The sequence below is a fragment of the Pedobacter soli genome, from assembly GCF_900101435.1.
Taxonomy (GTDB): domain Bacteria; phylum Bacteroidota; class Bacteroidia; order Sphingobacteriales; family Sphingobacteriaceae; genus Pedobacter; species Pedobacter soli.
The window spans coordinates 421,166-445,357 of sequence record NZ_FMZH01000004.1; the positions used below are offsets into that span (position 1 = coordinate 421,166).

Annotated in this window: 18 protein-coding genes; 9 read left to right on the forward strand and 9 right to left on the reverse strand. The window is 41.1% G+C overall.

What is annotated here, in order from left to right:
* Positions 1-227: 227 nt before the first annotated feature.
* Positions 228-1,250: a Holliday junction branch migration DNA helicase RuvB gene (gene ruvB / locus BLR37_RS11355; RefSeq protein WP_090768652.1), complete on the reverse strand. Its 1,023-nt coding sequence runs from the start codon at positions 1,248-1,250 to the stop codon at positions 228-230.
* 31 nt (positions 1,251-1,281) lie between these two features.
* Complete coding sequence (locus BLR37_RS11360) at positions 1,282-2,175, reverse strand: 3-hydroxyacyl-CoA dehydrogenase family protein (RefSeq protein ID WP_090768654.1); 894 nt, start codon at positions 2,173-2,175, stop codon at positions 1,282-1,284.
* Positions 2,176-2,735: 560 nt separating this feature from the next.
* Here BLR37_RS11360 and BLR37_RS25500 point away from each other — a divergent pair.
* From BLR37_RS25500 to BLR37_RS11375, 4 genes are read left to right on the forward strand one after another with little or no spacing between them, the layout of a single operon-like run.
* Positions 2,736-4,598 carry a carboxypeptidase-like regulatory domain-containing protein gene (locus tag BLR37_RS25500; protein WP_208599637.1) on the forward strand — a complete coding sequence of 621 codons (1,863 nt, stop codon included), beginning with the start codon at positions 2,736-2,738 and terminating at the stop codon, positions 4,596-4,598.
* Between the two features lies 1 nt (position 4,599).
* Entirely contained in the window at positions 4,600-5,847 is a 1,248-nt protein-coding gene (locus tag BLR37_RS25505; RefSeq protein ID WP_208599638.1) for a TonB-dependent receptor domain-containing protein, read from the forward strand.
* An 11-nt stretch (positions 5,848-5,858) separates the two neighbouring features.
* The gene (locus BLR37_RS11370; RefSeq protein WP_244154642.1) at positions 5,859-7,454 is read left to right on the forward strand and encodes a SusD/RagB family nutrient-binding outer membrane lipoprotein; all 1,596 of its coding nucleotides are present in this window, start codon (positions 5,859-5,861) and stop codon (positions 7,452-7,454) included.
* A gap of 22 nt (positions 7,455-7,476) precedes the next feature.
* Positions 7,477-8,418 (forward strand): DUF1735 domain-containing protein, encoded by a 942-nt coding sequence (locus BLR37_RS11375; protein ID WP_090768658.1) that lies wholly within the window; start codon positions 7,477-7,479, stop codon positions 8,416-8,418.
* A 436-nt stretch (positions 8,419-8,854) separates the two neighbouring features.
* Here the strand turns inward: BLR37_RS11375 and pdxH are convergent, their stop codons facing one another.
* The gene (gene pdxH, locus BLR37_RS11380) at positions 8,855-9,505 is read right to left on the reverse strand and encodes a pyridoxamine 5'-phosphate oxidase (protein ID WP_090768837.1); all 651 of its coding nucleotides are present in this window, start codon (positions 9,503-9,505) and stop codon (positions 8,855-8,857) included.
* A 100-nt stretch (positions 9,506-9,605) separates the two neighbouring features.
* On the opposite strand from pdxH, the gene BLR37_RS11385 reads away from it, so the two are divergent.
* Positions 9,606-10,115, forward strand: coding sequence for a YqgE/AlgH family protein (locus tag BLR37_RS11385; protein WP_341844515.1), 510 nt, complete (start codon positions 9,606-9,608; stop codon positions 10,113-10,115).
* Positions 10,116-10,327: 212 nt separating this feature from the next.
* On the opposite strand, the gene purE is transcribed toward BLR37_RS11385, so the two are convergent.
* Both purE and BLR37_RS11395 read right to left on the reverse strand, forming a co-directional pair.
* On the reverse strand, positions 10,328-10,828 hold the full coding sequence (purE, locus tag BLR37_RS11390; protein ID WP_090768662.1) for a 5-(carboxyamino)imidazole ribonucleotide mutase: 501 nt from the start codon (positions 10,826-10,828) through the stop codon (positions 10,328-10,330).
* 29 nt (positions 10,829-10,857) lie between these two features.
* Complete coding sequence (locus BLR37_RS11395) at positions 10,858-11,997, reverse strand: 5-(carboxyamino)imidazole ribonucleotide synthase (protein ID WP_090768664.1); 1,140 nt, start codon at positions 11,995-11,997, stop codon at positions 10,858-10,860.
* Between the two features lie 56 nt (positions 11,998-12,053).
* On the opposite strand from BLR37_RS11395, the gene BLR37_RS11400 reads away from it, so the two are divergent.
* Entirely contained in the window at positions 12,054-13,244 is a 1,191-nt protein-coding gene (locus BLR37_RS11400) for a BaiN/RdsA family NAD(P)/FAD-dependent oxidoreductase (RefSeq protein WP_090768666.1), read from the forward strand.
* Positions 13,245-13,251: 7 nt separating this feature from the next.
* On the opposite strand, the gene BLR37_RS11405 is transcribed toward BLR37_RS11400, so the two are convergent.
* A complete protein-coding gene (locus tag BLR37_RS11405) occupies positions 13,252-13,968 on the reverse strand; it encodes a hypothetical protein (RefSeq protein WP_090768668.1) in 717 nt (238 codons plus the stop codon).
* Between the two features lie 242 nt (positions 13,969-14,210).
* Between BLR37_RS11405 and BLR37_RS11410 the strand changes: the two genes are divergently transcribed.
* Positions 14,211-16,412: a B12-binding domain-containing radical SAM protein gene (locus tag BLR37_RS11410; protein WP_090768670.1), complete on the forward strand. Its 2,202-nt coding sequence runs from the start codon at positions 14,211-14,213 to the stop codon at positions 16,410-16,412.
* A gap of 58 nt (positions 16,413-16,470) precedes the next feature.
* On the opposite strand, the gene BLR37_RS11415 is transcribed toward BLR37_RS11410, so the two are convergent.
* Genes BLR37_RS11415 through BLR37_RS11425 form a run of 3 tightly spaced genes read right to left on the reverse strand, consistent with a single transcriptional unit; the run spans position 16,471 to position 20,782 of the window.
* Positions 16,471-16,734, reverse strand: coding sequence for a hypothetical protein (locus BLR37_RS11415; RefSeq protein ID WP_039472474.1), 264 nt, complete (start codon positions 16,732-16,734; stop codon positions 16,471-16,473).
* A gap of 1 nt (position 16,735) precedes the next feature.
* Positions 16,736-17,503 (reverse strand): cyclase family protein, encoded by a 768-nt coding sequence (locus BLR37_RS11420; protein WP_090768673.1) that lies wholly within the window; start codon positions 17,501-17,503, stop codon positions 16,736-16,738.
* Between the two features lie 51 nt (positions 17,504-17,554).
* Entirely contained in the window at positions 17,555-20,782 is a 3,228-nt protein-coding gene (locus tag BLR37_RS11425) for an amidohydrolase family protein (protein ID WP_167356593.1), read from the reverse strand.
* Positions 20,783-20,855: 73 nt separating this feature from the next.
* On the opposite strand from BLR37_RS11425, the gene BLR37_RS11430 reads away from it, so the two are divergent.
* Entirely contained in the window at positions 20,856-22,748 is a 1,893-nt protein-coding gene (locus tag BLR37_RS11430) for a RecQ family ATP-dependent DNA helicase (protein WP_090768675.1), read from the forward strand.
* Between the two features lie 116 nt (positions 22,749-22,864).
* Positions 22,865-24,172, forward strand: coding sequence for an MFS transporter (locus tag BLR37_RS11435; RefSeq protein WP_090768677.1), 1,308 nt, complete (start codon positions 22,865-22,867; stop codon positions 24,170-24,172).
* The last annotated feature ends 20 nt before the right edge of the window (positions 24,173-24,192 follow it).

Consider the following 24,192-nt stretch of genomic DNA (forward strand, 5'->3'; position numbering starts at 1 on the left):
AGATAGCATAAATATTATTGCATTCGCTTTGAGATTCCCGTTTGCACGGGAATGACGTTGATCTATGTGGATCGTTAAAATGTTCTCGTCATTGCGAGCTGAAGAATGGGTTGTGCGCAGGAGCGAAGCAATCTTTTTGGTAGATACTCCAAAGTAGGCCTGTAGCTAGAGTAGATTTCTCCGTTCCACTGCGTTTCAGTCGAAATGACGATTATGCTAGGTCTGTACTAAAACAATTTTCCGCTTTGCCCCGGATAATTCTTTTTCAAATGCTTATAAGCAGCTTCAGTAGCTTCGCGGCCGCGCGAGGTACGCATAATATAACCTTCCTGTATTAAAAAGGGTTCATAAACTTCCTCAATTGTACCTTCATCTTCACCAACAGCGGTAGCAATGGTTTTTAAGCCCACGGGCCCACCTTTAAACTTATCGATAATGGTTGTCAGGATGCGGTTATCCATCTCATCCAGGCCATGTTCATCTACATTTAAGGCATCTAAAGCATAGCGTGCAATTTCCGGATCGATGGTGCCATTTCCTTTAATCTGGGCAAAATCACGGGTTCTACGCAAGAGGGCATTGGCAATACGGGGTGTACCGCGGCTTCTGCGGGCAATTTCGTAAGCACCTTCATCGCTGATCGGCGTTTTCAGGATTTCAGACGAACGGAGTACAATGGTAGTTAACAATTTAGCATCGTAATAGGCCAGTCGCGCGTTGATGCCAAAACGGGCACGTAGAGGCGCCGTTAGCAAGCCCGAGCGTGTAGTAGCTCCCACCAGGGTGAATGGATTGAGCGAAATTTGCACCGAACGGGCATTAGGGCCGGTTTCGAGCATGATATCTATCTTAAAATCTTCCATGGCCGAATAAAGATATTCCTCCACCAAAGGTGATAAACGGTGAATCTCATCGATAAACAAGATGTCGCCTTCATCTAAACCCGTTAACAAACCTGCAAGATCACCTGGTTTATCTAAAACCGGGCCAGAGGTTACTTTAATTCCGGTTGCCATTTCGTTGGCAATAATATGAGACAGCGTAGTTTTCCCCAATCCCGGAGGGCCATGCAGCAGCACATGATCCAGCGCTTCGCCACGAAGTTTGGCCGCCTGAACGAAAATTTTCAGGTTTTCCATCACTTTTTCCTGCCCGGTAAAATCTTCGAATGCTTGCGGCCTTAATACCCGCTCAATATCGCGATCGGTAGGGGTTAAGTGACTTGAATTAGGATCCAGATGCTCATTCATACCGCAAATATAATATTAAATGCTAAAAAAATTAGGATTTTTTAAATTTCTCAGCAACCACTAAATCTTTCGAGCCTGCGGTATAAGTATAAAAGCCTTCGCCGGTTTTAACACCTTTTTTACCCGCTGCCACCATGTTTACCAATAATGGGCAAGGCGCATATTTAGGATTACCGAAACCATCGTGCAACACTTTTAAAATAGCCAGACAAACATCTAAACCAATAAAATCGGCCAGCTGTAATGGTCCCATAGGGTGTGCCATACCCAATTTCATTACTGTATCAATTTCATAAACCCCGGCTACACCTTCGTAAAGGGTATAGATGGCTTCATTAATCATGGGCATTAAAATGCGGTTGGCTACAAAACCAGGGTAATCGTTTACTTCAACCGGAACTTTGGCTAAATTTTCAGATAGCGCCATAATGGTTTTAGTTGTTTCATCGCTCGTGGCGTAACCGCGTATCACCTCAACCAGTTTCATTACGGGAACAGGGTTCATAAAATGCATGCCGATTACTTTGTCGCCCCGTTTAGTAACTGCTGCAATTTGCGTAATCGAGATAGAAGAGGTGTTGGAAGCGAGTATAGCCTGAACAGGTGCATATTGATCCAGTTCTTTGAAAATATTTAACTTCAATTCAACATTTTCAGTAGCGGCTTCTACCACTAAATCAGCATGCGCAACACCATCTTTTAAACTGGTAAAAGTTTGTATGTTTTGAAGGGTCGATGCTTTTTGTTCGGCAGTTAGCGTTCCCTTGCTCACTTGCCTGTCGAGGTTTTTACCAATGGTATCCAACGCTTTGGCTAAAGCCGTTTCGTTAATGTCGATCAGGTTTACCGGATATCCGAATTGTGCAAAAGTATGGGCAATGCCATTTCCCATTGTGCCCGATCCTATAACTGCGATTTGTTTCATCATTTAAATAGATTAATGGACGAATTTACTTATTTGTATCTGACTTCTATCATACCTTAGAGATATATTCAGATCAGCGGATTGATGTAGGAATATAAGTGTTTTGGCGATTGGTTACGTGTTAATGATGTATGTTTTGGTGATTTTTTCTTGTAGGGTTATGATTGTTGGTTGATTGGTGGTCTGATTGTTTTGAATTTCATTATTTCGATAATATTTACGGTGGTTTTCTTCTGAATTTTAGTGTTCTTAATAAAATAATCGAAAATTTCTGTCGAAAAATGTCATTTAACAATGTTAAAACGATTTATCGATACATAAACATAATTTATCGTTTCTTAAAATTTTAGTTATTCTCAAATTTCTTTATTAGTGGCTGAATTATTATTCGCTGCAATTATTCGTGATGGACCGGATCTCCCTTCAATTTCCGGTAACAATGAAAAATTAAACTAATCATTTAACAGGTTTCAATTGATACAGGGCATGCGGTTCTGTTGCGGTACTTGTTGTGGTTAATTCTTCAAAACACATTATTAACTTATTAAACTAAAATGTAAATGAAAAGAAAACTACTAAAGTTTTTGTTGTTCTTTATTGTTTTGCTGGGGGTGAAGGCCTCAGCTCAGGAAAGGACAGTAACAGGAGTGGTCTCAGCCAAAGAAGACGGATTGCCACTGCCGGGGGTAAGTGTTAAGGTTAAAGGAACCAACAACGGGGTAACTACCGGAGCCAACGGTGCTTATTCAATCAAAGTACCATCGGGTATACATAGTCTCGTATTCACTTTCATCGGCTTCAAAACCAGAGAACAAAATGTAAATGCCAGAAATATCGATATCGTACTCGAATCGGATGTAAACAGTCTGGATGAAGTAGTAGTAGCTGCCGGAGGGATTAAACGTGCCGCGCGTGAGCAAGGTTATGCCTCTACCCGTGTAGATGGCGAATCGCTTACCGCAGGTAAATCGCCTACCATTGCCGGCGGTTTGGCAGGTAAAGTAGCCGGCTTGCAAATTAATGCTGTAGGTAGCGGGGTTAATCCGAGCTACCGTTTGGTATTACGCGGAAACCGTTCTATCACGGGCAATAACCAGGCCCTGATTGTACTGGATGGTGCCGTAGTGCCGAATGCTTTACTGGGCAACCTTAATCCGGATGATGTAGATGATATTACGGTTTTGAATGGTGCGAGCGGTGCTGCCCTGTATGGTTCAGATGCTTCTAACGGCGCACTGATTATTACCACTAAAAAAGGTAAGCAGGGTACGCCTGTAATTAAACTATCCAATACAACAGTGTTGGAGCAGGTTAGTTTTTATCCGCTTTTGCAGAATAGTTTTGGTTCGGGCTCTACCTCAGGTGTACAGGTGTATGATCCGATTGAAAACCAGCAATATGGACCAGCTTTTGATGGTACATTAAGACCAATTGGTCGCGTGCTCGAAAACGGTACCCAACAATATGCTGCTTATTCGGCTACCAATGATAAATATGATTTTTGGGATACCGGCGTCTCTAACCAGACCGATTTCTCTATTTCTGCAGCTGACGAGAAATCATCGAGCTATTTATCGGCACAATATCTTAACGGATCGGGTACTACACCAAAAGATGAATATACTCGTATTGCTTTGAGATACAACGGATCACGGAATTTTACCAAAAATTTTACAGCCAATTACAACGCCAGTTACACACAGAATAAATATGATATTACTAGTGCAACTTCTACTATTTATAACAATTTATTGAATACACCGGCACAAATTCCCTTGTTAAGTTATAAAGACTGGCAAAATACCGGTGGCTGGGGTAATCCGGATAATTATTACAACGATTATTACGAAAATCCGTATTGGGCTATTGATAACTACAGGCAAAAAACGCAGAATGAATATTTAACCGGCTTGTTAGAGTTAAAATATAAAGCAACTGACTGGTTAGATTTTACCTATCGGGCTGCCATTAGTAACCGCTATTACAAAAACAAAAACAGTACTGCAGGCTATACTTATACGCAGTACACACTCGATCATTCGGCTAAAACCAACGAAAGTAGTGGAGTTTCTGATCAGATGTTGAGTACCAGTAACTTTAGCACCGACTTTTTTGCCAATATCAAAAAAGATATCAAAGATTTCTCGGTCAATGCATTGGTGGGTACTTCTTTAAAAAGCTACAACTATAAATACCTCAATGCTTCGGGTAGCGGCTTACAGGTTACCGATTTGTATAACCTGGGCAACATTACCGGAACGCCTTCGGCTGATGAATCAAATTACAATACCCGTCAGTATGGTGTGTGGGCCGATGCCACCATTGGTTACAAAAAATATCTTTTCCTGCATTTAACAGGAAGAAATGACTGGGTTTCGGTAATTGGCACCCGCAAACAGATCGTTTTTTTATCCTGCTGCTGATGTGTCGTTCATCCCAACAGATGCTTTTGCTTTCCTGAAAAACAGCAAGGTAATCGATTACATGAAAATCAGGGCAGGTATTTCTAAAGTAGGTAATGTTAACGTAGGTAACAGTACCAATGGTGGCGCTTATTCGCTCGAATCTACTTTCGATTCACAAACTGGTTATGGCTATGGTACAGGTTATACACCAAACAATACTTTAGTTTCCAACAACCTGAAACCTGAAATTACAACAGGCTACGAAGCTGGTATAGATTTCAGGTTATTTAAAGGCCTGGTTGATGGTACGGTAACCTATTACAATACCAGCTCTACCGGACAAGCCATTGTGGCCGGAGTACCGATTACGACTGGTTATAGCTATTATTTGCTTAACACCGGCGAATTAACCAACGAAGGTTTGGAAACCGCACTCCATTTTACACCAATCAGAAAGGGCGACTGGAAATTAACCCTGGGCGGTAACTACACCTACAACAATAATAAGCTGGTGTCTTTATCTAACGATTTAACCCGGATTGGCGTAAGCAACAGCTCAACTATTTTTGGTCAGGTTGGTCAGGTTTACCCGGTAATTATCGGTTCTGATTATATCCGCGATCCGGAAGGCAGGGTAGTGGTTGATCAGAATACAGGCTACCCGGTTGGAAAAACTGAAGGTAATATTTTAGGAAACACCATTCCAAAAAACAGGCTCGGGCTTGATTTTCAGCTGAGCTATAAAGGTTTAACTTTCTCTGGCTTGTTCGAATACCGCTCCAACTATGTTCAATACAGTACAGCAGGCTCAACTTACGACTTCTCGGGGTCATCAGCCCGTAGTGCTTACTACAACAGAGAGAAATTTGTATTCCCTAATTCTTCATACTACGATAGTGCAACAGGTACTTATGTAGCTAATAACAGCATCACTGTTTCTGATGGTGGAGCAGGTTTCTGGACCAGCAGCAGTTTGTACTCGAGTGTAACCAGTAACTATGTGTATTCGGGTAACTATTGGAAACTGCGCGAACTGGCGTTGTCTTATAAACTGCCATCATCGGTATTGCGCAATGTGAAATTTATCAAATCGGCTACCGTTAGTGCACAAGGCAGAAACTTATTTATCTGGATGCCGAAATCGAATGAATACGCCGATCCGGATTACAGCAATAACGGAGCAGACAGTAACGCCGTGGGGATTACCTCACTTTCGCAAACGCCTCCAACCCGTTATTATGGCGGAACTATATCATTAACTTTCTAATGACAAGAATTATGAAAAGACTTTTAAAATTATCGATCATCCTGATTACTGCTTTTACGGTGCAAAGCTGTAAAAAGAGTTATCTGGATATCAACGAAAATACCAACTCAGCTACTTCATCTTCACCGAACCTGGTTTTGCCGGCGGTACTGAATAATACAGCTTCAAATTTTATTACCTATTTTAATTATGGTGCCTGGATGGCTGGTTATCAGGCTAATGCTGGTGGTTACTCATTTACAGGATCGACCTTTTTTACCTATAACTGGAATTCGGGTACCAATAACGGCTTGTTTAATTCGGCTTTTACCGATTTGCGGAGTTATCAATATATCATTACTTCTACTACAGGAGTAAACAAATATGTATTGTACAATGCTGTAGCCCGGATTATGAAATCATATTATTACCAGATTCTGGTTGATGAGTACGGCAATGTACCTTATACAGAAGGCCTGGCTGGTGTAGATAATCTGACACCACATTACGATGATGCAGCTACGGTTTATAAATCGCTGGTTACCGAAATTGATGCCGCCATTAAAGACCTGCAAACTTATGGTTCAAGCTCAGTGGTAAGTGCATTGGGCAGTGCCGATATTGTATTTAAAGGTGATGCAACCAAATGGATTAAATTTGCCAACAACATTAAACTACGGATTTTAACACGTGCGCAGGCCGGAACGCTGGCTGCTTACGCAACAAGTGCATTTGGTACTTTCTCTGCCGAAGGTTTTTTAACCGAAGATGTAACCATTAATCCGGGTTATGTAAGTACGAGTGCCCGTCAAAACCCTTTGTGGAATACCTATCACTCTTCTTATACCGGTAGTAACGGCGCTTATGCAGCACAGCAGATTCCAACCCGCTGGATTTTTTCGTTCTACAATGGTACTAAACTATCGGATGCTACCCGTGGTGCTTTAATTTATAAGAATTATGCAGCCGGTACCACCCCGATTAACCAACTGGGAAATGAAACTAATGTAAGTTCATGGATTTCGGGCTATCCGGCCTGGTACATTGGCGTAGGTACAGCGCTGAATGCACCAGAAACGCAGGGCATTATTAAAAGCAGGGTAATGGGGCAATTAATTATGCCAGCGGCAGAAACTTATTTCCTGTTGGCTGAAGCCGCCTTAAATGGTCATACTTTATCTGGTGATGCCGCTACGAATTTCGATAACGGTATTAAGGCATCTTACAATTATCTCCAAAAAACGGGTGCAAATACCACATCTGCTACTACAGCTGTTTTAGATGCTTACCTAACTGCTTATAAAACAGCAAATACAGGTAATTACCTGGTAAATTATAGCGCTGCAACTACTGCTGCACAACGTTTAGAAGCTATTATTACCCAAAAGTATATTGCGTTGAATTTTGTTAATGGTTACGAGGCCTGGCAAGAGTACAAAAGAACCGGTTATCCAGCCATCTCAGGTACCGGCGCTACCACCACTTTTGTATCGCTGCAATCTTCTGCAACTTCGGCCGATAAACTCCCGGTTAGAAACCTGTACCCAACTACCGAATACAACCTTAATCCAAACGTACCAACGGGTTTAAGCGCCTATACCTCAAAGATTTTTTGGGATGTTAACTAATTGATTTTTTAAACAGAAAGAAATGAAGAATTATAAAAAAATTAGCCTTGCATTGCTGGTATTCACTGCGGGTTTTACCGCTTGTACCAAGCAAGATGGCATTTATACCGAAAATGGTTCGAGCGGGATTATTGAACTAGCCGATTTGCCTTCGAGAACCAGCTCTACGGCTTACGCTGTAGCCACTAAATCTTTTGATGCTGCAGCTTCGATTGATTTTCCGGTAACCATAAATTACACTGGTGTAGATGGAGCAGCTGAAGATGTAAACCTGGTTCTAGGTTTTGACGATGCAGCTGTAGCTACCATGAGCAGTAGTTACACAGTATTGCCTACCACATTGTACACTGTGCCCAGCTATAATGTAACAATCCCAAAAGGATCAAAAACAGCAACTTTTCACCTTACGCTAAATACAGCAGCTTTCGATTTTACCAAAACCTACGCACTGGGCATTAAAATTAAATCTGCTTCATCTGGAACCATTAGCAGTAATTACGGAACTGGTGTATTTTTAATCGTAGCCAAAAATAAGTACGATGGCGTATATACCGTAACGGCTTCGAGTGCCATGGTTGATAATACCTCAAGTACTTTAACCGGTTATTACCCGATGACGCAGGAGTTGAGAACCACTGGTGCTACTTCGGTAGTTGAATATGATGGTTATCTGTATGCCAGCAATTATTATCACCCGATTAAAAGTGGTACATCTACCTCAGCTTATGGAAACTTCGCGCCTATATTTACCATGGATGCCGATGGAAATGTAACTTCAGTAACCAACTATTACGGACAGGGAACTAACTCATCTGTTCGGGCGGCAAGGTTAAATCCGGCAGGGGTAAACAAGTTTACCGTTTCGGGCAATACCAAAGTTTTAGAGGTGAGTTACATCATGACGCAGTCTGGTGCCGACAGGACATTCTTTTACGAAAAGTGGACTTATACTAAAGCAAGATAACAGCTGTTATTGTCATTGGTAAAAGGGAGGTTTCGGTGAGAAATCTCCCTTTTTTTATCTCAAATTTTAATCTATTTATTAATGTTTAATATGTTGATTAACAAAAATATATAGTTAAAAAATGTTAAATGAAATGTTAAATTTTCGATCCTGTTTTTTAGTCGATACAAAGCAATTACTCATCGGTACAAGCTTTCAGATTACAGTCATTTTAAGGACATTTGAATCATCAGAAAAAACAAAAAAGCATTTTAATTGCTTATAGAAGGAAAAGAAAATTACCGCCTGATCTTAAAAAGTAAAGGCGTTTTAATAAAGGTACTTCCTAGTAAATTTAGGTTAGTTAATGATTAGTTAAAATAGAGATCGTGCTGGATAGCCGATCTCTATTTGTTTACAGTAATTTGCTTTTAGCTTTAGTCTTTTAGCTTTCTGCTTAAGGAGCTAACCTGCTTTTCACCCAGCTACCCTTAAGCTTTTCAAAATTAATCCTATCGTGCAATCTGCTGCTACGACCTTGCCAAAACTCAATACGTGTAGGTTTAACCACATAACCACCCCAATGAGCTGGCTTAACAATGGCTTTATCCTGGTTTTTGGCTTTAAAATCGGCGACTTTTTGTTCTAAAAAAGCCCTGTCGGGGATAACCTGACTTTGCGGAGAAGCAATAGCACCAATCTGGCTTTCTTCAGGCCGGGTATTAAAATAAGCCTCTGAAGTTTCTTTATCCAGTTTCTCAACCGTACCCTCAATTCTAACCTGTCTTTCCAGTTCAGGCCAGTGAAACACCAGGCAGGCAAAAGGATTTTTCTTCAGTTCTTTTCCTTTCGCACTCAGGTAATTGGTGTAAAATCTGAAGCCCTGCTCGTCTGCACCTTTTAAAAGCACGATGCGGGCATCAGGCCGACCTGATTTATCGGCAGTGGCCAGCGTCATTACGTTAGGCTCATATATTTTAGCTTCAACAGCGTGTTCAAACCATTTTTTAAACTGTACAATCGGGTCGTTGTCTACATCCGATTCGTCTAGTGAAGCGCTTTTGTAATCTTGGCGCAGGTTTTGTAGAAATTCATTTGTAACTTGCATAAAACAAAAATAGGCATCTTTTACGGTGCTACAAATGATTATCGTCATGCTTAACAATATAAAACCGAAAACCGGCCGGCTCCTGATCTCAGAGCCTTTTATGTCAGATCCTAATTTTAAAAGATCAGTTGTACTGTTAACCGAGCATGGCGAAGAAGGGACGGTGGGCTATATCCTCAATCAGGTAGGGAACTTAATTTTAAATGATGTAATCCAGGATTTATGGCAGGCCGATAACCACATTTATTTTGGCGGACCGGTAGCGGCCGATACACTCCATTTTATACACCGTTGTTACGATAAGCTGCAAAGCGGCGAACCTATTGGCGATGGCTTGTATTGGGGTGGTAATTTCGAAACACTTAAAATTCTGATGAATTCTAATGCGATAGATGCAACTGAAATTAAGTTTTTTATGGGCTATTCGGGCTGGGGTGTAGGGCAGTTAGACCGGGAAATTGAAGAGAACGCCTGGATGGTAAGCGATATTCCGAATACAGACCTGATTTTTGGTAATGACGATGAAAAACTCTGGCGCGATGTGATTGTGCATTTAGGGCCAAAATTTGCCCATGTAAGCAATTTTCCGATTGATCCGAATTTAAATTAGTCAGTTAGCAGTTTGCACTTGACAATAGCTAAATTCAAAATAAGGCTAAAGTATTAATTTTAGTTTCTTTTTAAGCTTGTCACGTTGAGCCTGTCGAAACGCCTCACTTTGTATTTAAGTAGGTCCTTCGACAAGCTCAGGATGACAATCTTTATTTATGATTCAGCCTGTTATATTTTATCATAAACGACCTTCCGACTCAGGACTAAAGACTACATTGTAGCAGCACTTTCCTCAACCTTTTTTCTCAAATCATCTTTGTAAGCCTGCATTTTAACCGTTAAAGATTCATCGGCTGTTGCCAGAATCTGAGCGGCTAGTAAACCAGCATTTTTAGCTGCATTTAAAGCAACTGTAGCTACCGGAATACCGTTTGGCATTTGCAGGATAGACAAAATACTGTCCCAACCATCAATAGAGTTCGATGATTTAACCGGCACACCAATAACCGGAAGCGTAGTGATTGAAGCCACCATACCAGGTAAATGTGCAGCACCACCAGCACCGGCAATAATTACCTTTAAGCCTCTGCCTTGTGCTTCTTTGGCATAGTTAAACATGCGTTCAGGGGTTCTGTGCGCCGAAACCACCGTAATTTCGTAACTGATTCCAAATTCTTTAAGTACATCTGCAGCGTCTTGCATAACCGGTAAATCCGATTTGCTACCCATTATTATGCCGACACTGAAGTTTGATGAATTTGTATTGCTCATGATATATTTTTTAAATTTTATGGTAAGGGTTATGCAATCACACGTAATGTTTTTTGTACAAAACGGGCTTTTTCTATCGCTTTGTCTCTGTCGATATCGACAATGGTAGCGTGGCCCATTTTACGGAAAGGTTTGGTGTATTTCTTGCCATATAAGTGTACATACACACCATCAATGGCTAATATTTTTTCTAAATTTTCGTATTTGGCTACGCCTTCATAGCCTTTTTCGCCCAAAAGGTTAATCATAATTGCATTGGTTATGCTGCTGGTATCGCCCAATGGCAGGTTGTAAATGGAGCGTAAATGTTGCTCAAACTGCGAAACGTAATTGCCTTCAATGGTTTGGTGACCGCTGTTGTGTGGGCGCGGAGCCACTTCATTCACCAATAATTCACCATCCTTACACACAAACATTTCTACCGCTAAAATACCCGTAATATTCATCGCCGAAGCTACATTTTTGGCAATGTTTTCTGCTTTTTGCTGTAAGCTTTCGGCAAAGGTTGAAGGCGAAATCAAGAACTCAACCAGGTTAGCTTCCGGGTTAAACTCCATTTCCACCATCGGAAAAGTTTTCATATCACCGTTGGCATTGCGGGCCACAATTACGGCTACCTCTTTTTCAAAATCAACCAGTTTTTCGATAATACAAGGCGCATCAAAAGCTTTATCTAAATCAGCCGCACTGTTTATTTTCATTACGCCTTTCCCGTCGTAACCATCTTTTCTCAGCTTTAAGATGTATGGGAACTGAAACTGGCTGTTCTCCATATCTTCTTTCGTATTAACAATCTGAAAGGGCGAAGTAGGAATATCGTTTTCTTTAAAAAACTGTTTTTGTACGCCTTTATCCTGTATTAAGCGGATTACCCGCGATTGTGGAAATACTTTTTTACCTTCTTTTTCCAGTTGCTCCAATGCATCGATATTTACTTTTTCAATTTCGATGGTAATGATATCTGCTTTTTTACCGAAGTTATAAACGGTATCAAAATCGGTAATAGAACCGTTTTCGAAGTAATTTGCAATGTGTTTACAGGGCGCATCTGGATCAGGATCTAAAACCAATGAAGTAACATTGTAATTGATGGCTTGCTGGATGAGCATCCTGCCCAATTGTCCACCACCTAAAATACCTAATTTTAATTCGCTTATCTGTTTTGCCATGAGGGGTTGAAAATTATGCTAATTTTGCACAAAAGTAACAATATTTAGATTTATTGATGGATGCAGATGCGATAATTATTGGCGCGGGTGCCTGCGGATTGATGTGTGCGGTACAAGCGGGCTATTTGGGTAAGCAGGTAATTGTACTCGAAAAAAGCGATAAACCGGGTGCCAAAATCTTAATTTCGGGTGGTGGCCGTTGCAATTACACTAACCAATTCGCATCAGCTGAGCAGTTTATCTCGGCCAATCCGCATTTCGTAAAATCGGCTTTTACCCAGTGGACGGTAGAAGATACCATCAGTTTCTTTGAAACTTACGGCATTCAAGGAAAGGAAAAAACTTTAGGCCAGTTATTCCCTGATGATAAAAATGCCAAAGATGTGGTTGCGGTTTTTACCTCAATTTGCGAAGACTTTGGTCAGGAAATCAGGTGTAATGCTGCGGTTAACAATATCGAAATCTTTGACGATTACTTTAAAGTGAGCTACGAAAAGAATGGTAAAACGGTGGTATTAACTACAGAAAAACTGGTAATTGCCAGCGGCGGACTACCCATACCTAAAATGGGCGCCACTGATTTTGCCTTACGTTTTGCCAGAAAAAACGGACTTAATATCATAGAAACCGCGCCAGCTCTGGTGCCATTAACCATTACGGGAAAAGACGAAGAGTGGTTTGCGCAGCTTTCGGGCAATTCAGTTTTCTGCGAAGTGAGCAATGATGAAATCGCTTTCGAAGAAAATATTCTGTTTACACACTGGGGACTAAGTGGCCCGGCCATTTTGCAAATTTCATCTTTCTGGAGGCGGGGCGAAACGATTAACATCAATTTATTGCCAAACCATGATGTACTTGCATTATTGGAAGAGGAACGTAAAACCAATGGAAAAACTTTGTTATCTACCTTGCTACACCGCTTTTATACCAGAAAGTTTACTGATGCATTAGGTAAATTTTTACCTTTAACAAAACCTGTAGCTGCTTTAACCAAGGCCGAACTCGATTTAATTGCAGCAACCATTCACCACTTTAAAGTTAAGCCAGCAGGGGATAAAGGTTATGACAAAGCCGAGGTTATGCGTGGTGGGATTGACACCAGCGAAATCTCTTCTAAAACCCTAGAATGTAAAAAGATACCCAATCTGTTTTTCGGTGGGGAATGTATGGACGTTACCGGCTGGCTGGGTGGTTACAATTTTCAATGGGCATGGGCCAGTGGTTTTGTGATTGCGCAGAATTTGTAATTCAAACCTACAAATAAACATTCGGCATAATCTCCCAGGCCCAGGGCTTTTTAAAAGTTTTAAAGGTTCTTAGCTGGCTGAAGTATAAAACTTCGCTGGTTTTGCGGTTGGCAATATCGCGTCGGTGCAAATTACCTACAGTAGTAAATAACTGGCGGCTACTGAAATCGTAAATCCTTTCGGTCATATCGCCCGTATTCTGATTAAAATAAAGGTTGATGGCACTGGTCAAAAACCAATCTTTGTTTTGGAATTTAAAAGTATAACCCAGTTCCCAGCGCCATTCGCTGCCACCCTTAAACCGTAAAAACAGTTGCTGGTCTTTAATGGCCATTTGCTGTAAAGGATCGCCAACTTTACCACCTTCTTCCGATCGTAATATAAAGTCGTTGTTTTGAGCCGAAAGGTTAAAAACGCCGTTAGCTTTATCTCTGAAATAAATGGCTAAGATGCGGGGTTTCTGTGTTTCCTTAATAATATCCGAATGATTATCGCCATAAGTTCTGGTTTCGTCTGTTACCTGATTGGATTCGAAAACCAGCGCTAAATCATCAGTAGCATCATTGTTTAAGTCGCCGGTGGCACTTTCAATGAGCGTCCAGTTTGGGGGAGTAAGGGCAGCCACAGAAACTCCCTGTGCCTTAACCTTTGGAAAAAGAAAAGTTTTTTGAGCAAATGTGGTTTGAACAAAGAGCAGTATCAAAAGCAGGGGCAAAAATCTCATGTAGCAAAAGGCGTTGATGTTAGTTATAAAACGCCTGAATTGGGTTTTTAGTTTAATTGAATCATATTCTGTTGCTCTTGCTGAATTTACTTTCTAAGTATAAATAGTATTTTCATTGTTTTGGAACTATTATGTAGACTGTGTTTTTTCCATGGATAGACCCTGATCCCGATTTAATAATCGGGACAGGGTGACGACTCTATTAAAAAATCCCTTACTTTTGCATTTTAATCCTTTCTCTCTTGAAAACAGAACTTTTTGTTGTTACGCCGCCTTTTACCCAACTGAATACTCCTTATCCAGCCACAGCGTATATCAAAGGGTTTTTGAATACCAAAAATATTAGTTCAACACAGGCCGATTTAGGTATCGAAGTGATTTTGAAACTGTTCTCAAAAAAGGGATTACAAGATTTATTCAGCTATGCTGATGAATCTAAAAGTGCCAAAAGCGACAATTCCAAACGCATTTTGGCTTTGCAAGACGAGTACTTAAAAACAATTGATGCGGTAATCGCTTTTTTGCAGGGGAAAAACCCAACGCTGGCGCTGCAAATTTGTGGTGATGATTTTCTGCCTCAGGCCTCACGTTTTTCTCAACTGGAAGAGCTAGACTGGGCTTTTGGTGCCATGGGTACACAAGATAAGGCCAAGCACCTGGCCACCTTATATCTCGAAGATATATCTGATTATATTGTAGAATGTGTTGACGGAAATTTTGGCTTTAGCCGTTACGCTGAGCGTTTAGGCAGAAGTGCCAATTCTTTCGATGAGCTATATGCGGCTTTAGCTGAGGCACCAACTTATATCGATCAGATCCTAATTTCGGTACTAAAAGAGAAAATTGAAGCTATTCAACCTAAATTATTCCTGATTTCGGTTCCTTTTCCTGGTAATTTATACAGTGCTTTCCGTTGTGCGCAGTGGGTTAAAGCCAATCATCCGGAAATTAAAATTTCGATGGGTGGTGGTTTTCCCAATACCGAGCTCAGATCTTTATCAGATGCACGTGTATTTGAGTTTTTCGACTATATTACTTTAGATGATGGCGAGCTGCCTATCGAACTGCTTTACCACAATATTACACATCCAGTGCCTGCTGAAGCACATTTTTATAAAAGAACCTTCCTATTGGAAGATAGTAAAGTGGTTTACCGAAACGATGCTTTCAGAAACGATTACAAGCAGGCTGATGTGGGTACTCCTGATTATAGTGATTTGCTGCTCGATCAGTACATTTCGGTAATTGAGATTGTAAACCCCATGCACCGCATGTGGAGCGATGGCCGCTGGAACAAGCTAACCATGGCGCATGGCTGCTATTGGGGTAAATGTACTTTTTGCGACATTTCTTTAGATTATATTAAAGTTTACGAACCTGTAGCTGCAAAACTGATTGTTGACAGGATAGAAGATCTTTATCAGAAAACTGGTCAGAATGGTTTCCATTTTGTAGATGAGGCTGCTCCACCTGCCTTAATGCGAGAGGTAGCCCTGGAAATTATCAGAAGAAAACTTGCCGTAACCTGGTGGACGAATATCCGTTTCGAAAAAAGCTTTACGCGCGATTTATGCCTGCTTTTAAAGGCTTCGGGTTGTATTGCTGTTTCAGGTGGGTTGGAGGTAGCCTCAGATCGTTTGTTAAAACTCATTGATAAAGGGGTAACCGTAGAGCAGGTAGCGCGGGTAACCCGCAATTTTACCGAAGCTGGAATTATGGTACATGCTTATTTAATGTACGGATACCCAACACAAACCGTGCAGGAAACGGTTGATAGTCTGGAGATGGTTCGCCAGCTCTTTGAGGCAGGTGTATTGCAATCGGGTTTCTGGCACCAGTTTGCCATGACGGCCCATAGTCCGGTTGGCATGTACCCCGAGAAGTTTGGTGTGGTAAAAGAAACGGAAGCAATTGGAACTTTTGCCAATAACGACATTAATTACATCGATAAAACGGGTATTGATCATAACAAATTCAGTTTCGGATTAAAGAAATCGTTGTTCAATTTTATGCATGGCATCTGTTTTGATTACGAGCTGCAGGATTGGTTCGATTTTAAAATCCCAAGAACCAAAATTCAGGCTGATTTTATTGAAACGGCCTTAAACGATGATCAGCATTTTAATACCAAACCTACAGCTAAAGTGGTTTGGATTGGGGGAAAGCCAGAAGTTGATTACTTTACCAAATCGAAAAAGGGAAATACCTGGGAGCTGGCCTCGCTAACTTTTCACGATAAAAAGGAAACTTTTACGATACAAACCAATAAAACAGAAGGCGAGTGGTTGAGGAATATCTTAACGCAATTGGCGATTGCAAATGAGCGGGTTTATACTTTTCAGGAGATTAAAGCTGATTTTGAGCGTGAGATGGATAACTTCGAGCTTTTTTGGTACTCGAAACCCATTAATACTTTAAGAACCTACGGTTTACTGGTTTTATAAGATTGCAGTTGCTTAAGAGCAACTGCAATGAAAGGTTTAAGGATTTTTAACGACATTACTACATCTTCAATTTAAAATGCGTTAAGAAATAAATGATGCAGATAACGATGATGGAGTTTAAAATCACCAACAACCACGAAATAACCGATTTCCGGTCTTTCATTAAGGCAATAAACGAACAGGCATAAGCCATAATCATTAAGGCCAGAAACAGGTTTACCGTCGAAATTCCCAATAAACTGTAACCGTCGTAACTAAATACCAGGCAGCCTAAAATCAGGAAAATGGTCGAGGCAATATTGTAAACTTTATTCGGTTTCATCTTAATCGTTTAATATTGCGACTACACGTGCAGGAGCTGCAGAAGCGCCCTCAATCTTTAGTGGAAATACACAAACTTTAAAACCCGAAGGCGGCAAAGCATCGAGGTTAACCAGTTGTTCCATATGGCAATATTCGGCATTTTGACCCACCAAATGCGCCGACCAAAAATAGTCGACATTATTGGTTCTTTTAGCTTCTTTAATCATGTATGGAAGGGGCAAATCCCAGCCCCATTGGTCTATCCCCATCATTTTAATGCCTTGTTCAATTAACCAGCTGGTAGCTTCGGGGCTCATTCCCGTTCCTTTTTCATGGAAATCTTTACTGCCGTTATATTTATCCCTTCCGGTTTTGATCAGCACAATCATTCCTGGTTGAAGGGGAGTATTAGTCTCCTTCAGCGCCGAAGTTAAATCTGTAACAGTAATCGGATCAAAATCAGCTTTATGGCTCATATCGATCACTACGCCATCTCCATAGCACCAATCGAGCGGTATTTCATCAATCGTTTTGGCTTTTTGGCCGTTTACGGTTGGCGAATAATGCCAGGGTGCATCTACATGCGTAGTTGAATGTACGCCCATTTTTTGTATCGTATCATCTGCCCAGCCCACAAAACCAGCAGGGAACAATTTAAATGGCAAACCCAGCAAACGGATCAGCCATTTGGCCTTACTATGTGGTTTATGTTTGATTTTTACCTTCATAAACCAGGGGTCGGAAGCGTTGTAACGGATGGGCTTAGATAAATCGATGATAGTTGGCATTCAATTATATAGTGTAGATGATGTTAAACAGTTAAAAGCCAGTTGATGAAATTAATCGCAATGTGGCACAGTGAAAGTCCAGGTTTCCGATTCGCCTGTTGGAATAATGAAACCATTTCCTCTGGTATTTTCGAACCACAATTTGCCTCTTAATTTCTCCCTGGTACCTACTTCGTTCATGGTTGCACTATCGTAAAGGCGACCATTAATCATCACATACTTAATTTTCTCCGAATTGCGGATATCATCAAGCGGATTGGCATCCATGATCACCATGTCGGCCAGCTTGCCTACTTCAAGCGAGCCAATTTCTTTATCCATGCCCAGATAATGAGCACCATTTAAAGTTGCCGCTTTAATGGCCTGTAATGGCGAAAAACCACCTTGAACCAGCATCCACAGTTCCCAATGAGCGCCTAATCCCTGAATCTGACCATGGGCACCTAAATTAACTTTAGTACCGCCATCGGCAATTTGTTTGGTTGCTTTGGCAATATCGATATGGTTGTAATCGCTATATTCTGATGTGGTACGGCGGCGGGCCCTGGCATCAATAATCGAACGTGGTGTATAGGTCATCAGCTTCTCATTTTCCCAAACATTGGTTCTGTCGTACCAGTAATTTTCACCCCACTGGCCGCCATAAGCTACAATTAAAGTAGGAGTATAGCCTACTTCCGTATTGTTCCAAAGGGTAGTTACATCTTTGTAAACCGGTAAAACCGGGATACTGTGCTCAATTCCGGTATGTCCGTCGGCAACCATATTCATGTTGGTGAAAAACGTAGAACCACCTTCAGGTACCACTTCCATTTTAAGCTGGCGGGCTGCTTCTAAAATCTGCTGGCGTTGCTCACGACGGGGTTGATTGTAAGATTTTACCGAGAAAGCACCTACAGCTTTTAACCTGCGTAAATTAGCCAAAGCATCATCCAGGCTGTTAATCACCACTTTAAAATCACCATCGGCACCATATAAAATCGAACCGGTTGAGTACACACGAGGGCCAACCATGCGACCGGCTTTAAGCATTTCGCTCTGGCTGAAAACCATTTCGGTATTGCTCGATGGATCGTGCGAAGTGGTAACACCAAATGCCAGGTTGGCCATGTAGCTCCAGTCGTTTTGAGGCGTAATTCCGTCCGGACTGGTGCGCAAATGCGCATGCACATCTATAATGCCAGGCATAATCGTTTTGCCGCTTACATCAATTACTTTAGCGTTTGCCGGAATGGTTACAGCATCTACTTTACCAATAGCGGTTATTTTGTTACCATCGGTTAAAATCGTACCGTTTTCAATTACTTCTTCACCTTTCATCGAAATAATTCGGGCACCTTTTAAGGCCACAATTCCGGTAGGTAAATCTGATTTAAGCACCAGGTTAATATCAATTGAAGTAGCTTGTGTTTTAGGTGTAGTGCCATCAAAGTTGAAAGCGCTGTTTACATCAATGCTGTAATATTTAGGGCCTAAAGTCCAGTGCAGGGTTTTGCTGTCGGCAGTCCATTGGATATAGGTACCACCATCGGTAGTAACTTTGGTTACCGGAATGGCTTTATTTCCTGCTGAAGCATCCTGAGCGGTACCCACGTTAATCATAGGCGTGATGTACACATTAAACAGCTCGTTAAAAGCTACCCATTTATTATCCGGACTAATCACGAACTGGTTGGCATATTGCGAAGTAAAGTGCGTACGCTCATTAGCGCCATTTAAATCGATACTTTTTAACGCTTTTTTGCCATCCGCATAGCTCTGAAAATAAATGCGTGTATCGGTATTGTTAAACTGCGGACGAATACCATTTTCTGAAATTAAAGTTTTGGCGCCACCATTGGCTGCCATCATAAAAATACCTGTTCCACGACCGTAATTATAGCCTAAAACATCGTTACCGCTACCTTTTCTGAAAACAATTTTATCGCCTTTGGTTGAATATTGTGGCGAATAATAAAAACCTTTTTCATCACTCAATGTAATGGTTTTGCCTGATTTATAGTCTGTTCTTTTAATAGCTCCCCTCAGTTCATCACTCCATGTGGTGTAAATTACATATTTACCATCCGGGCTAAAGGCTGGTTCGAACTCGAAATCTAAACCATTGGTTAAACGCTCAGGTGTTCCTGCAGGCAATTCCTGTTTGTAAAGATAACCTGCTGCATTGAAAACAATTGTTTTTCCATCAGGTGATGTGATTAGCTGTCTTAGCATTTTGGCCGAAAATTCATTGCTGAAAACCTGTTGCTCGAAATGCAAAGCCTGTTGTACGGTTTGGATAGTATTGGCCTGAAAAGGAATGGTGCTATTAATTAAAGTGCCGATTTCAGTTTTCCTGATTTTACCTTTGGCATAATAGATCAGGCTTTTGCTGTCTGGTGTCCAGGCAAAGTTAGGGTAAACACCAAAAATGGCCCAGGTTTCCTGCTGATCGTGTGATAATTCTTCGCTTACCGGCCATTCTTCGCCAGTTTTGAGGTTTTGTACGTATAAAGTAGATTTTAATCTTACACGTTTTACAAATGCAATCAAATTGCCATCTGGAGAAGCTTGCGGACGGCAGGCACCACCTTGTTCGTTAATCAGGGTATTTAATTTCCCAGTTGTCAAATCCAGCTGACGGATGGCATAAATGGTTCCGTTAGGGTCTTTGCTATATTCGAAATTCGGGCCAGGGCTCACATCTTCACTAAAATAAACATAGCGGCCATCAGGCGAAACATTTGGTTCACCAGCATCTTGCTGGTCGTTTTTGCGTTTGGTTAGCTGCACACCGTCTCCACCATTAATGCTGTACATCCACATTTCGCCTGCGCCTAAAGAGCGGCTTGCTGTAAAATGTTTGCGGGCCACAACATATTCGCTGTTAGGCATCCAGGTAGCATTATTTAATAACCTGAAGCTTTCTTTCGTAATCTGTTTTTTACCTGAACCATCACGGTTCATGATCCAGATGTTATCGCCACCGCTTTTATCGCTGGTGTACGAAATATATTTGCCATTCGGGCTAAAACGTGGCTGAACATCCCAGGCAATACCGCCACTGATTAGCTTTGCCACACCACCTGTTACTGGCATTACGTAAATATCACCCAATAAATCGAACACAATTTCCTGTCCATCGGCACTTACATCCAGATTCATCCAGGTGCCTTCATCAGTATTTAAAGTGAAATTTTTCGTAGTACCCTGGTATTTTTCAATGTCCCATTTTTTTTCCTGGGCATTCGAATTTAAAAACAATAGGGTGAGGGCTGAGAGAAAATAAAGGTGTTTCATCAAATTTTTGATTAATTGTGTCGCAATTTAGGCAATATCAACAGCTTTTTTATAGTTTTGAGATCGCCGATTTATGACAGCAATAGAGATTTTACAAAAATATTGGGGATACCAGGCTTTCAGGCCGCTGCAGGAAGATATTATTGCTTCGGTTTTAGAAGGGAAAGATAGCTTGGCACTTTTACCTACTGGTGGAGGCAAATCGATTTGCTTTCAGGTACCTGCAATGGTAAAAGAAGGCATTTGTATAGTGGTTTCGCCTTTAATAGCCCTGATGAAAGATCAGGTAGAAAACCTGAAAGCAAAAGGCATTGAAGCTATTGCCATTTATGCAGGCATGGGTAAGCGCGAAATTGATATTTTGCTGGATAACTGTATCTATGGCAAGGTTAAATTCCTTTACCTTTCACCCGAAAGATTGCTCTCAGAATTGGTTCAGGTAAGGATTTCTTACATGAATGTAAATCTCATTGCGGTTGATGAAGCACATTGTATTTCGCAGTGGGGATATGATTTCAGGCCACCGTACCAGCAACTGGCTAAACTTCGTGAAATTCATCCTCAGGTGCCGGTACTTGCACTCACCGCTACAGCCACTGCCTTTGTACGTGAGGATATTGTGGCTAAACTGGAGATGAAAGATCCGCAAGTTTTTATTAAAAGCTTTGCACGCGATAACCTTAGCTATGTGGTTTTCGGCAACGAAGACAAGTATAAAAAACTGATCGATATTTGCCGGAATGTAAAGGGCACAGGGCTCGTTTACGTACGTAACCGAAGGGAAACTGCCGAAGTAGCTAATTTTCTAAACCGCAACCAGATCAGGGCCGATTATTACCATGCCGGACTGGAAAGAGACATTCGTTTTCAAAAACAGGAAGACTGGAAGCAAAATAAAACCAGAATCATGGTAGCTACCAATGCCTTTGGCATGGGTATAGATAAAACCGATGTACGTACTGTGGTGCATTTGGATCTGCCGGAAAGCTTAGAAGCTTATTATCAGGAAGCTGGTCGAGCGGGGCGCGATGAAAAGCGGAGCTATGCGGTTTTACTCGCCAATCAGTCAGACATTATGGGGCTTGAGTCGAGGCACCTGGATAGTTTTCCTTCACCCGATGAAATCAGAAAAATATACCATTACCTGGGCAATTACTTTCAGCTGGCTTTTGGAGCAGGCGAGGGGCTGACCTTTTCTTTTGATTTAGCTGACTTTTGCAAGCGATTTAATATTAGTGTTTTAAAAACTATTTCCGGTTTGAAATTTCTTGAGCACGATGGTTACCTCACCCTTTCTGAAAGCGTGTTTTTGCCTTCACGTATGATGTTTATTGCCAGTCACGAAGATATTTACCGGTTTCAAATCGAAAATAAAACTTATGATGGGATTATTAAAACCATATTGCGCTCGCACGGTGGGGCTTTTGATGGCTTTGTAAAAATAAACGAATCCGATCTGGCTAAACGGACAGGCTTAGCTTACCGGGATGTGGTTGCCTTATTAAATAAACTACAGTCCATAGAATTACTTACCTATATTCCACAAACAGACCAACCACAATTGCAATATATCCGATCGAGGGTAGATATGGATCATTTCGATTTAGATGTTAAATACCTGGGCTTAAGGAAAGAAATCCTGCACAAGCAAATTAATGCTGTAGTTAAATACGCTTTATCACATATCTGTCGGAGCATTCAGCTGCTCGAATATTTTGATGAGCAAAATGCTTCAAAGTGTGGCGTATGTGATGTTTGTCTGGCCGAAAGAAGGGTGGAGAATCAGAGCCAACTCAGCGAAGAAATAGAATTTGAAATTATTTCACTGCTGCAACAAGAAGCGCAGATGCTTGATGATCTGGTGATGAATATCAAAAATGGTGCTGAAAATGAACGCATCGAAATTATCCGCGAATTATTAGATGCCGGTAAAATTAAAACTGACGGGAAGAAGTATTATCTTTAGCGGGCTAAAATGGTTAATTGTTTAAACTGTAGGAATTGGTTAATCGTACAATTCGCTTTAAATGATTTACAATATAGCCTGCCTTACGATTAAACAGTTAACCTCCTTAAAACTAAATGATAGAAAAAAACAATAAGAAAACCATACGCTCATGGGCTTTCTTCGATTGGGCAAACTCTGCCTATAACCTGGTAATCACTTCAACAATTTTCCCGGCTTATTACACCATTATTACCACCACTAATGAGCATGGCGATAAAGTAACCTTTTTTGGCCGTACCTATGTAAATACTTCGCTATCTAACTATGCGTTGTCTTTCGCTTATCTGATCATGGCGCTGGCATTACCCATTTTATCGTCTATTGCAGATAGAAGAGGGAATAAGAAATCGTTTATGAAATTCTTCACCTATATGGGCGGTCTGGCCTGTGTGGGTTTATATTTCTTTAAGCTCGACACGCTCGAAATGAGCATCATTTTATTTGCTTTGGCGGCTATGGGCTACATTGGAGGGGTTTTGTTCAGTAATTCTTATCTGCCAGAAATTGCTACCGAAGAGCACCAGGACCGTGTAAGTGCGCAAGGATTTTCGTATGGCTATATTGGTTCGGTTTTATTGCAGTTAATTTGCTTTTTATTTGTGTTAAAACCTGAGTGGTTCGGCATTACCGATGCTTCTTTCCCGCCACGTTTATCGTTCTTGCTGGTTGGTGTATGGTGGATCGCCTTTTCGCAGATTCCTTTCTCGGTACTTCCAAATGGAACACCGCAAGCCAGCAAAGTTAAAACCAATATCATTAAAGATGGTTTCAGTGAGTTAAGCAAAGTTTGGGGACAGTTAAAGCAGATCAAAAAACTGAAAGGATTTCTGGTTTCTTTCTTTTTCTACTCGATGGGCGTACAAACCATTATGCTGGCAGCAGCAGGTTTTGCAGAAAAAACGTTGAAACTGGGTACAGCTAAACTCATTGCAGTTATCCTCATTATTCAACTGGTGGCCATTCCAGGTGCCATGCTAATGTCTTACCTGGCTAAAAAGATTGGCAACGTAAACGTACTGATCATGGTGGTGCTGGTTTGGATTGGCTGCTGCGTATATGGTTATTATATTACCAACGAATACCAGTTTTATTCGCTTGCTGCAATTGTCGGACTAATCATGGGCGGTATCCAGTCTTTATCACGTTCTACCTATTCTAAATATTTACCAGTTGATACGCAGGATACCACTTCGTTTTTTAGTTTTTACGATGTTACCGAGAAACTGGCCATTGTAATCGGCTTATTTAGTTTTGCTTACATAGAAGAAATTACCGGCAATATCCGTTATTCTATTATTGCCCTGGCATCATTTTTCATTATTGGTTTAATCCTTTTGTTTGTTTTGAAAAAAATCGAACGCAAAGAAGCTCCAAAATTGTAAGTTTGTAGGCTAAAGATTAT

Excerpts from the sequence above, each read along its gene's own strand:
- ruvB (WP_090768652.1), bottom strand. The coding sequence starts at position 1,250 with ATGAATGAGCATCTGGATCCTAATTCAAGTCACTTAACCCCTACCGAT.
- BLR37_RS11360 (WP_090768654.1), bottom strand. The coding sequence starts at position 2,175 with ATGAAACAAATCGCAGTTATAGGATCGGGCACAATGGGAAATGGCATT.
- BLR37_RS25500 (WP_208599637.1), top strand. The coding sequence starts at position 2,736 with ATGAAAAGAAAACTACTAAAGTTTTTGTTGTTCTTTATTGTTTTGCTG.
- BLR37_RS11370 (WP_244154642.1), top strand. The coding sequence starts at position 5,859 with ATGAAAAGACTTTTAAAATTATCGATCATCCTGATTACTGCTTTTACG.
- BLR37_RS11375 (WP_090768658.1), top strand. The coding sequence starts at position 7,477 with ATGAAGAATTATAAAAAAATTAGCCTTGCATTGCTGGTATTCACTGCG.
- pdxH (WP_090768837.1), bottom strand. The coding sequence starts at position 9,505 with ATGCAAGTTACAAATGAATTTCTACAAAACCTGCGCCAAGATTACAAA.
- BLR37_RS11385 (WP_341844515.1), top strand. The coding sequence starts at position 9,606 with ATGTCAGATCCTAATTTTAAAAGATCAGTTGTACTGTTAACCGAGCAT.
- purE (WP_090768662.1), bottom strand. The coding sequence starts at position 10,828 with ATGAGCAATACAAATTCATCAAACTTCAGTGTCGGCATAATAATGGGT.
- BLR37_RS11395 (WP_090768664.1), bottom strand. The coding sequence starts at position 11,997 with ATGGCAAAACAGATAAGCGAATTAAAATTAGGTATTTTAGGTGGTGGA.
- BLR37_RS11400 (WP_090768666.1), top strand. The coding sequence starts at position 12,054 with ATGGATGCAGATGCGATAATTATTGGCGCGGGTGCCTGCGGATTGATG.
- BLR37_RS11405 (WP_090768668.1), bottom strand. The coding sequence starts at position 13,968 with ATGAGATTTTTGCCCCTGCTTTTGATACTGCTCTTTGTTCAAACCACA.
- BLR37_RS11415 (WP_039472474.1), bottom strand. The coding sequence starts at position 16,734 with ATGAAACCGAATAAAGTTTACAATATTGCCTCGACCATTTTCCTGATT.
- BLR37_RS11420 (WP_090768673.1), bottom strand. The coding sequence starts at position 17,503 with ATGCCAACTATCATCGATTTATCTAAGCCCATCCGTTACAACGCTTCC.
- BLR37_RS11425 (WP_167356593.1), bottom strand. The coding sequence starts at position 20,782 with ATGAAACACCTTTATTTTCTCTCAGCCCTCACCCTATTGTTTTTAAAT.
- BLR37_RS11430 (WP_090768675.1), top strand. The coding sequence starts at position 20,856 with ATGACAGCAATAGAGATTTTACAAAAATATTGGGGATACCAGGCTTTC.
- BLR37_RS11435 (WP_090768677.1), top strand. The coding sequence starts at position 22,865 with ATGATAGAAAAAAACAATAAGAAAACCATACGCTCATGGGCTTTCTTC.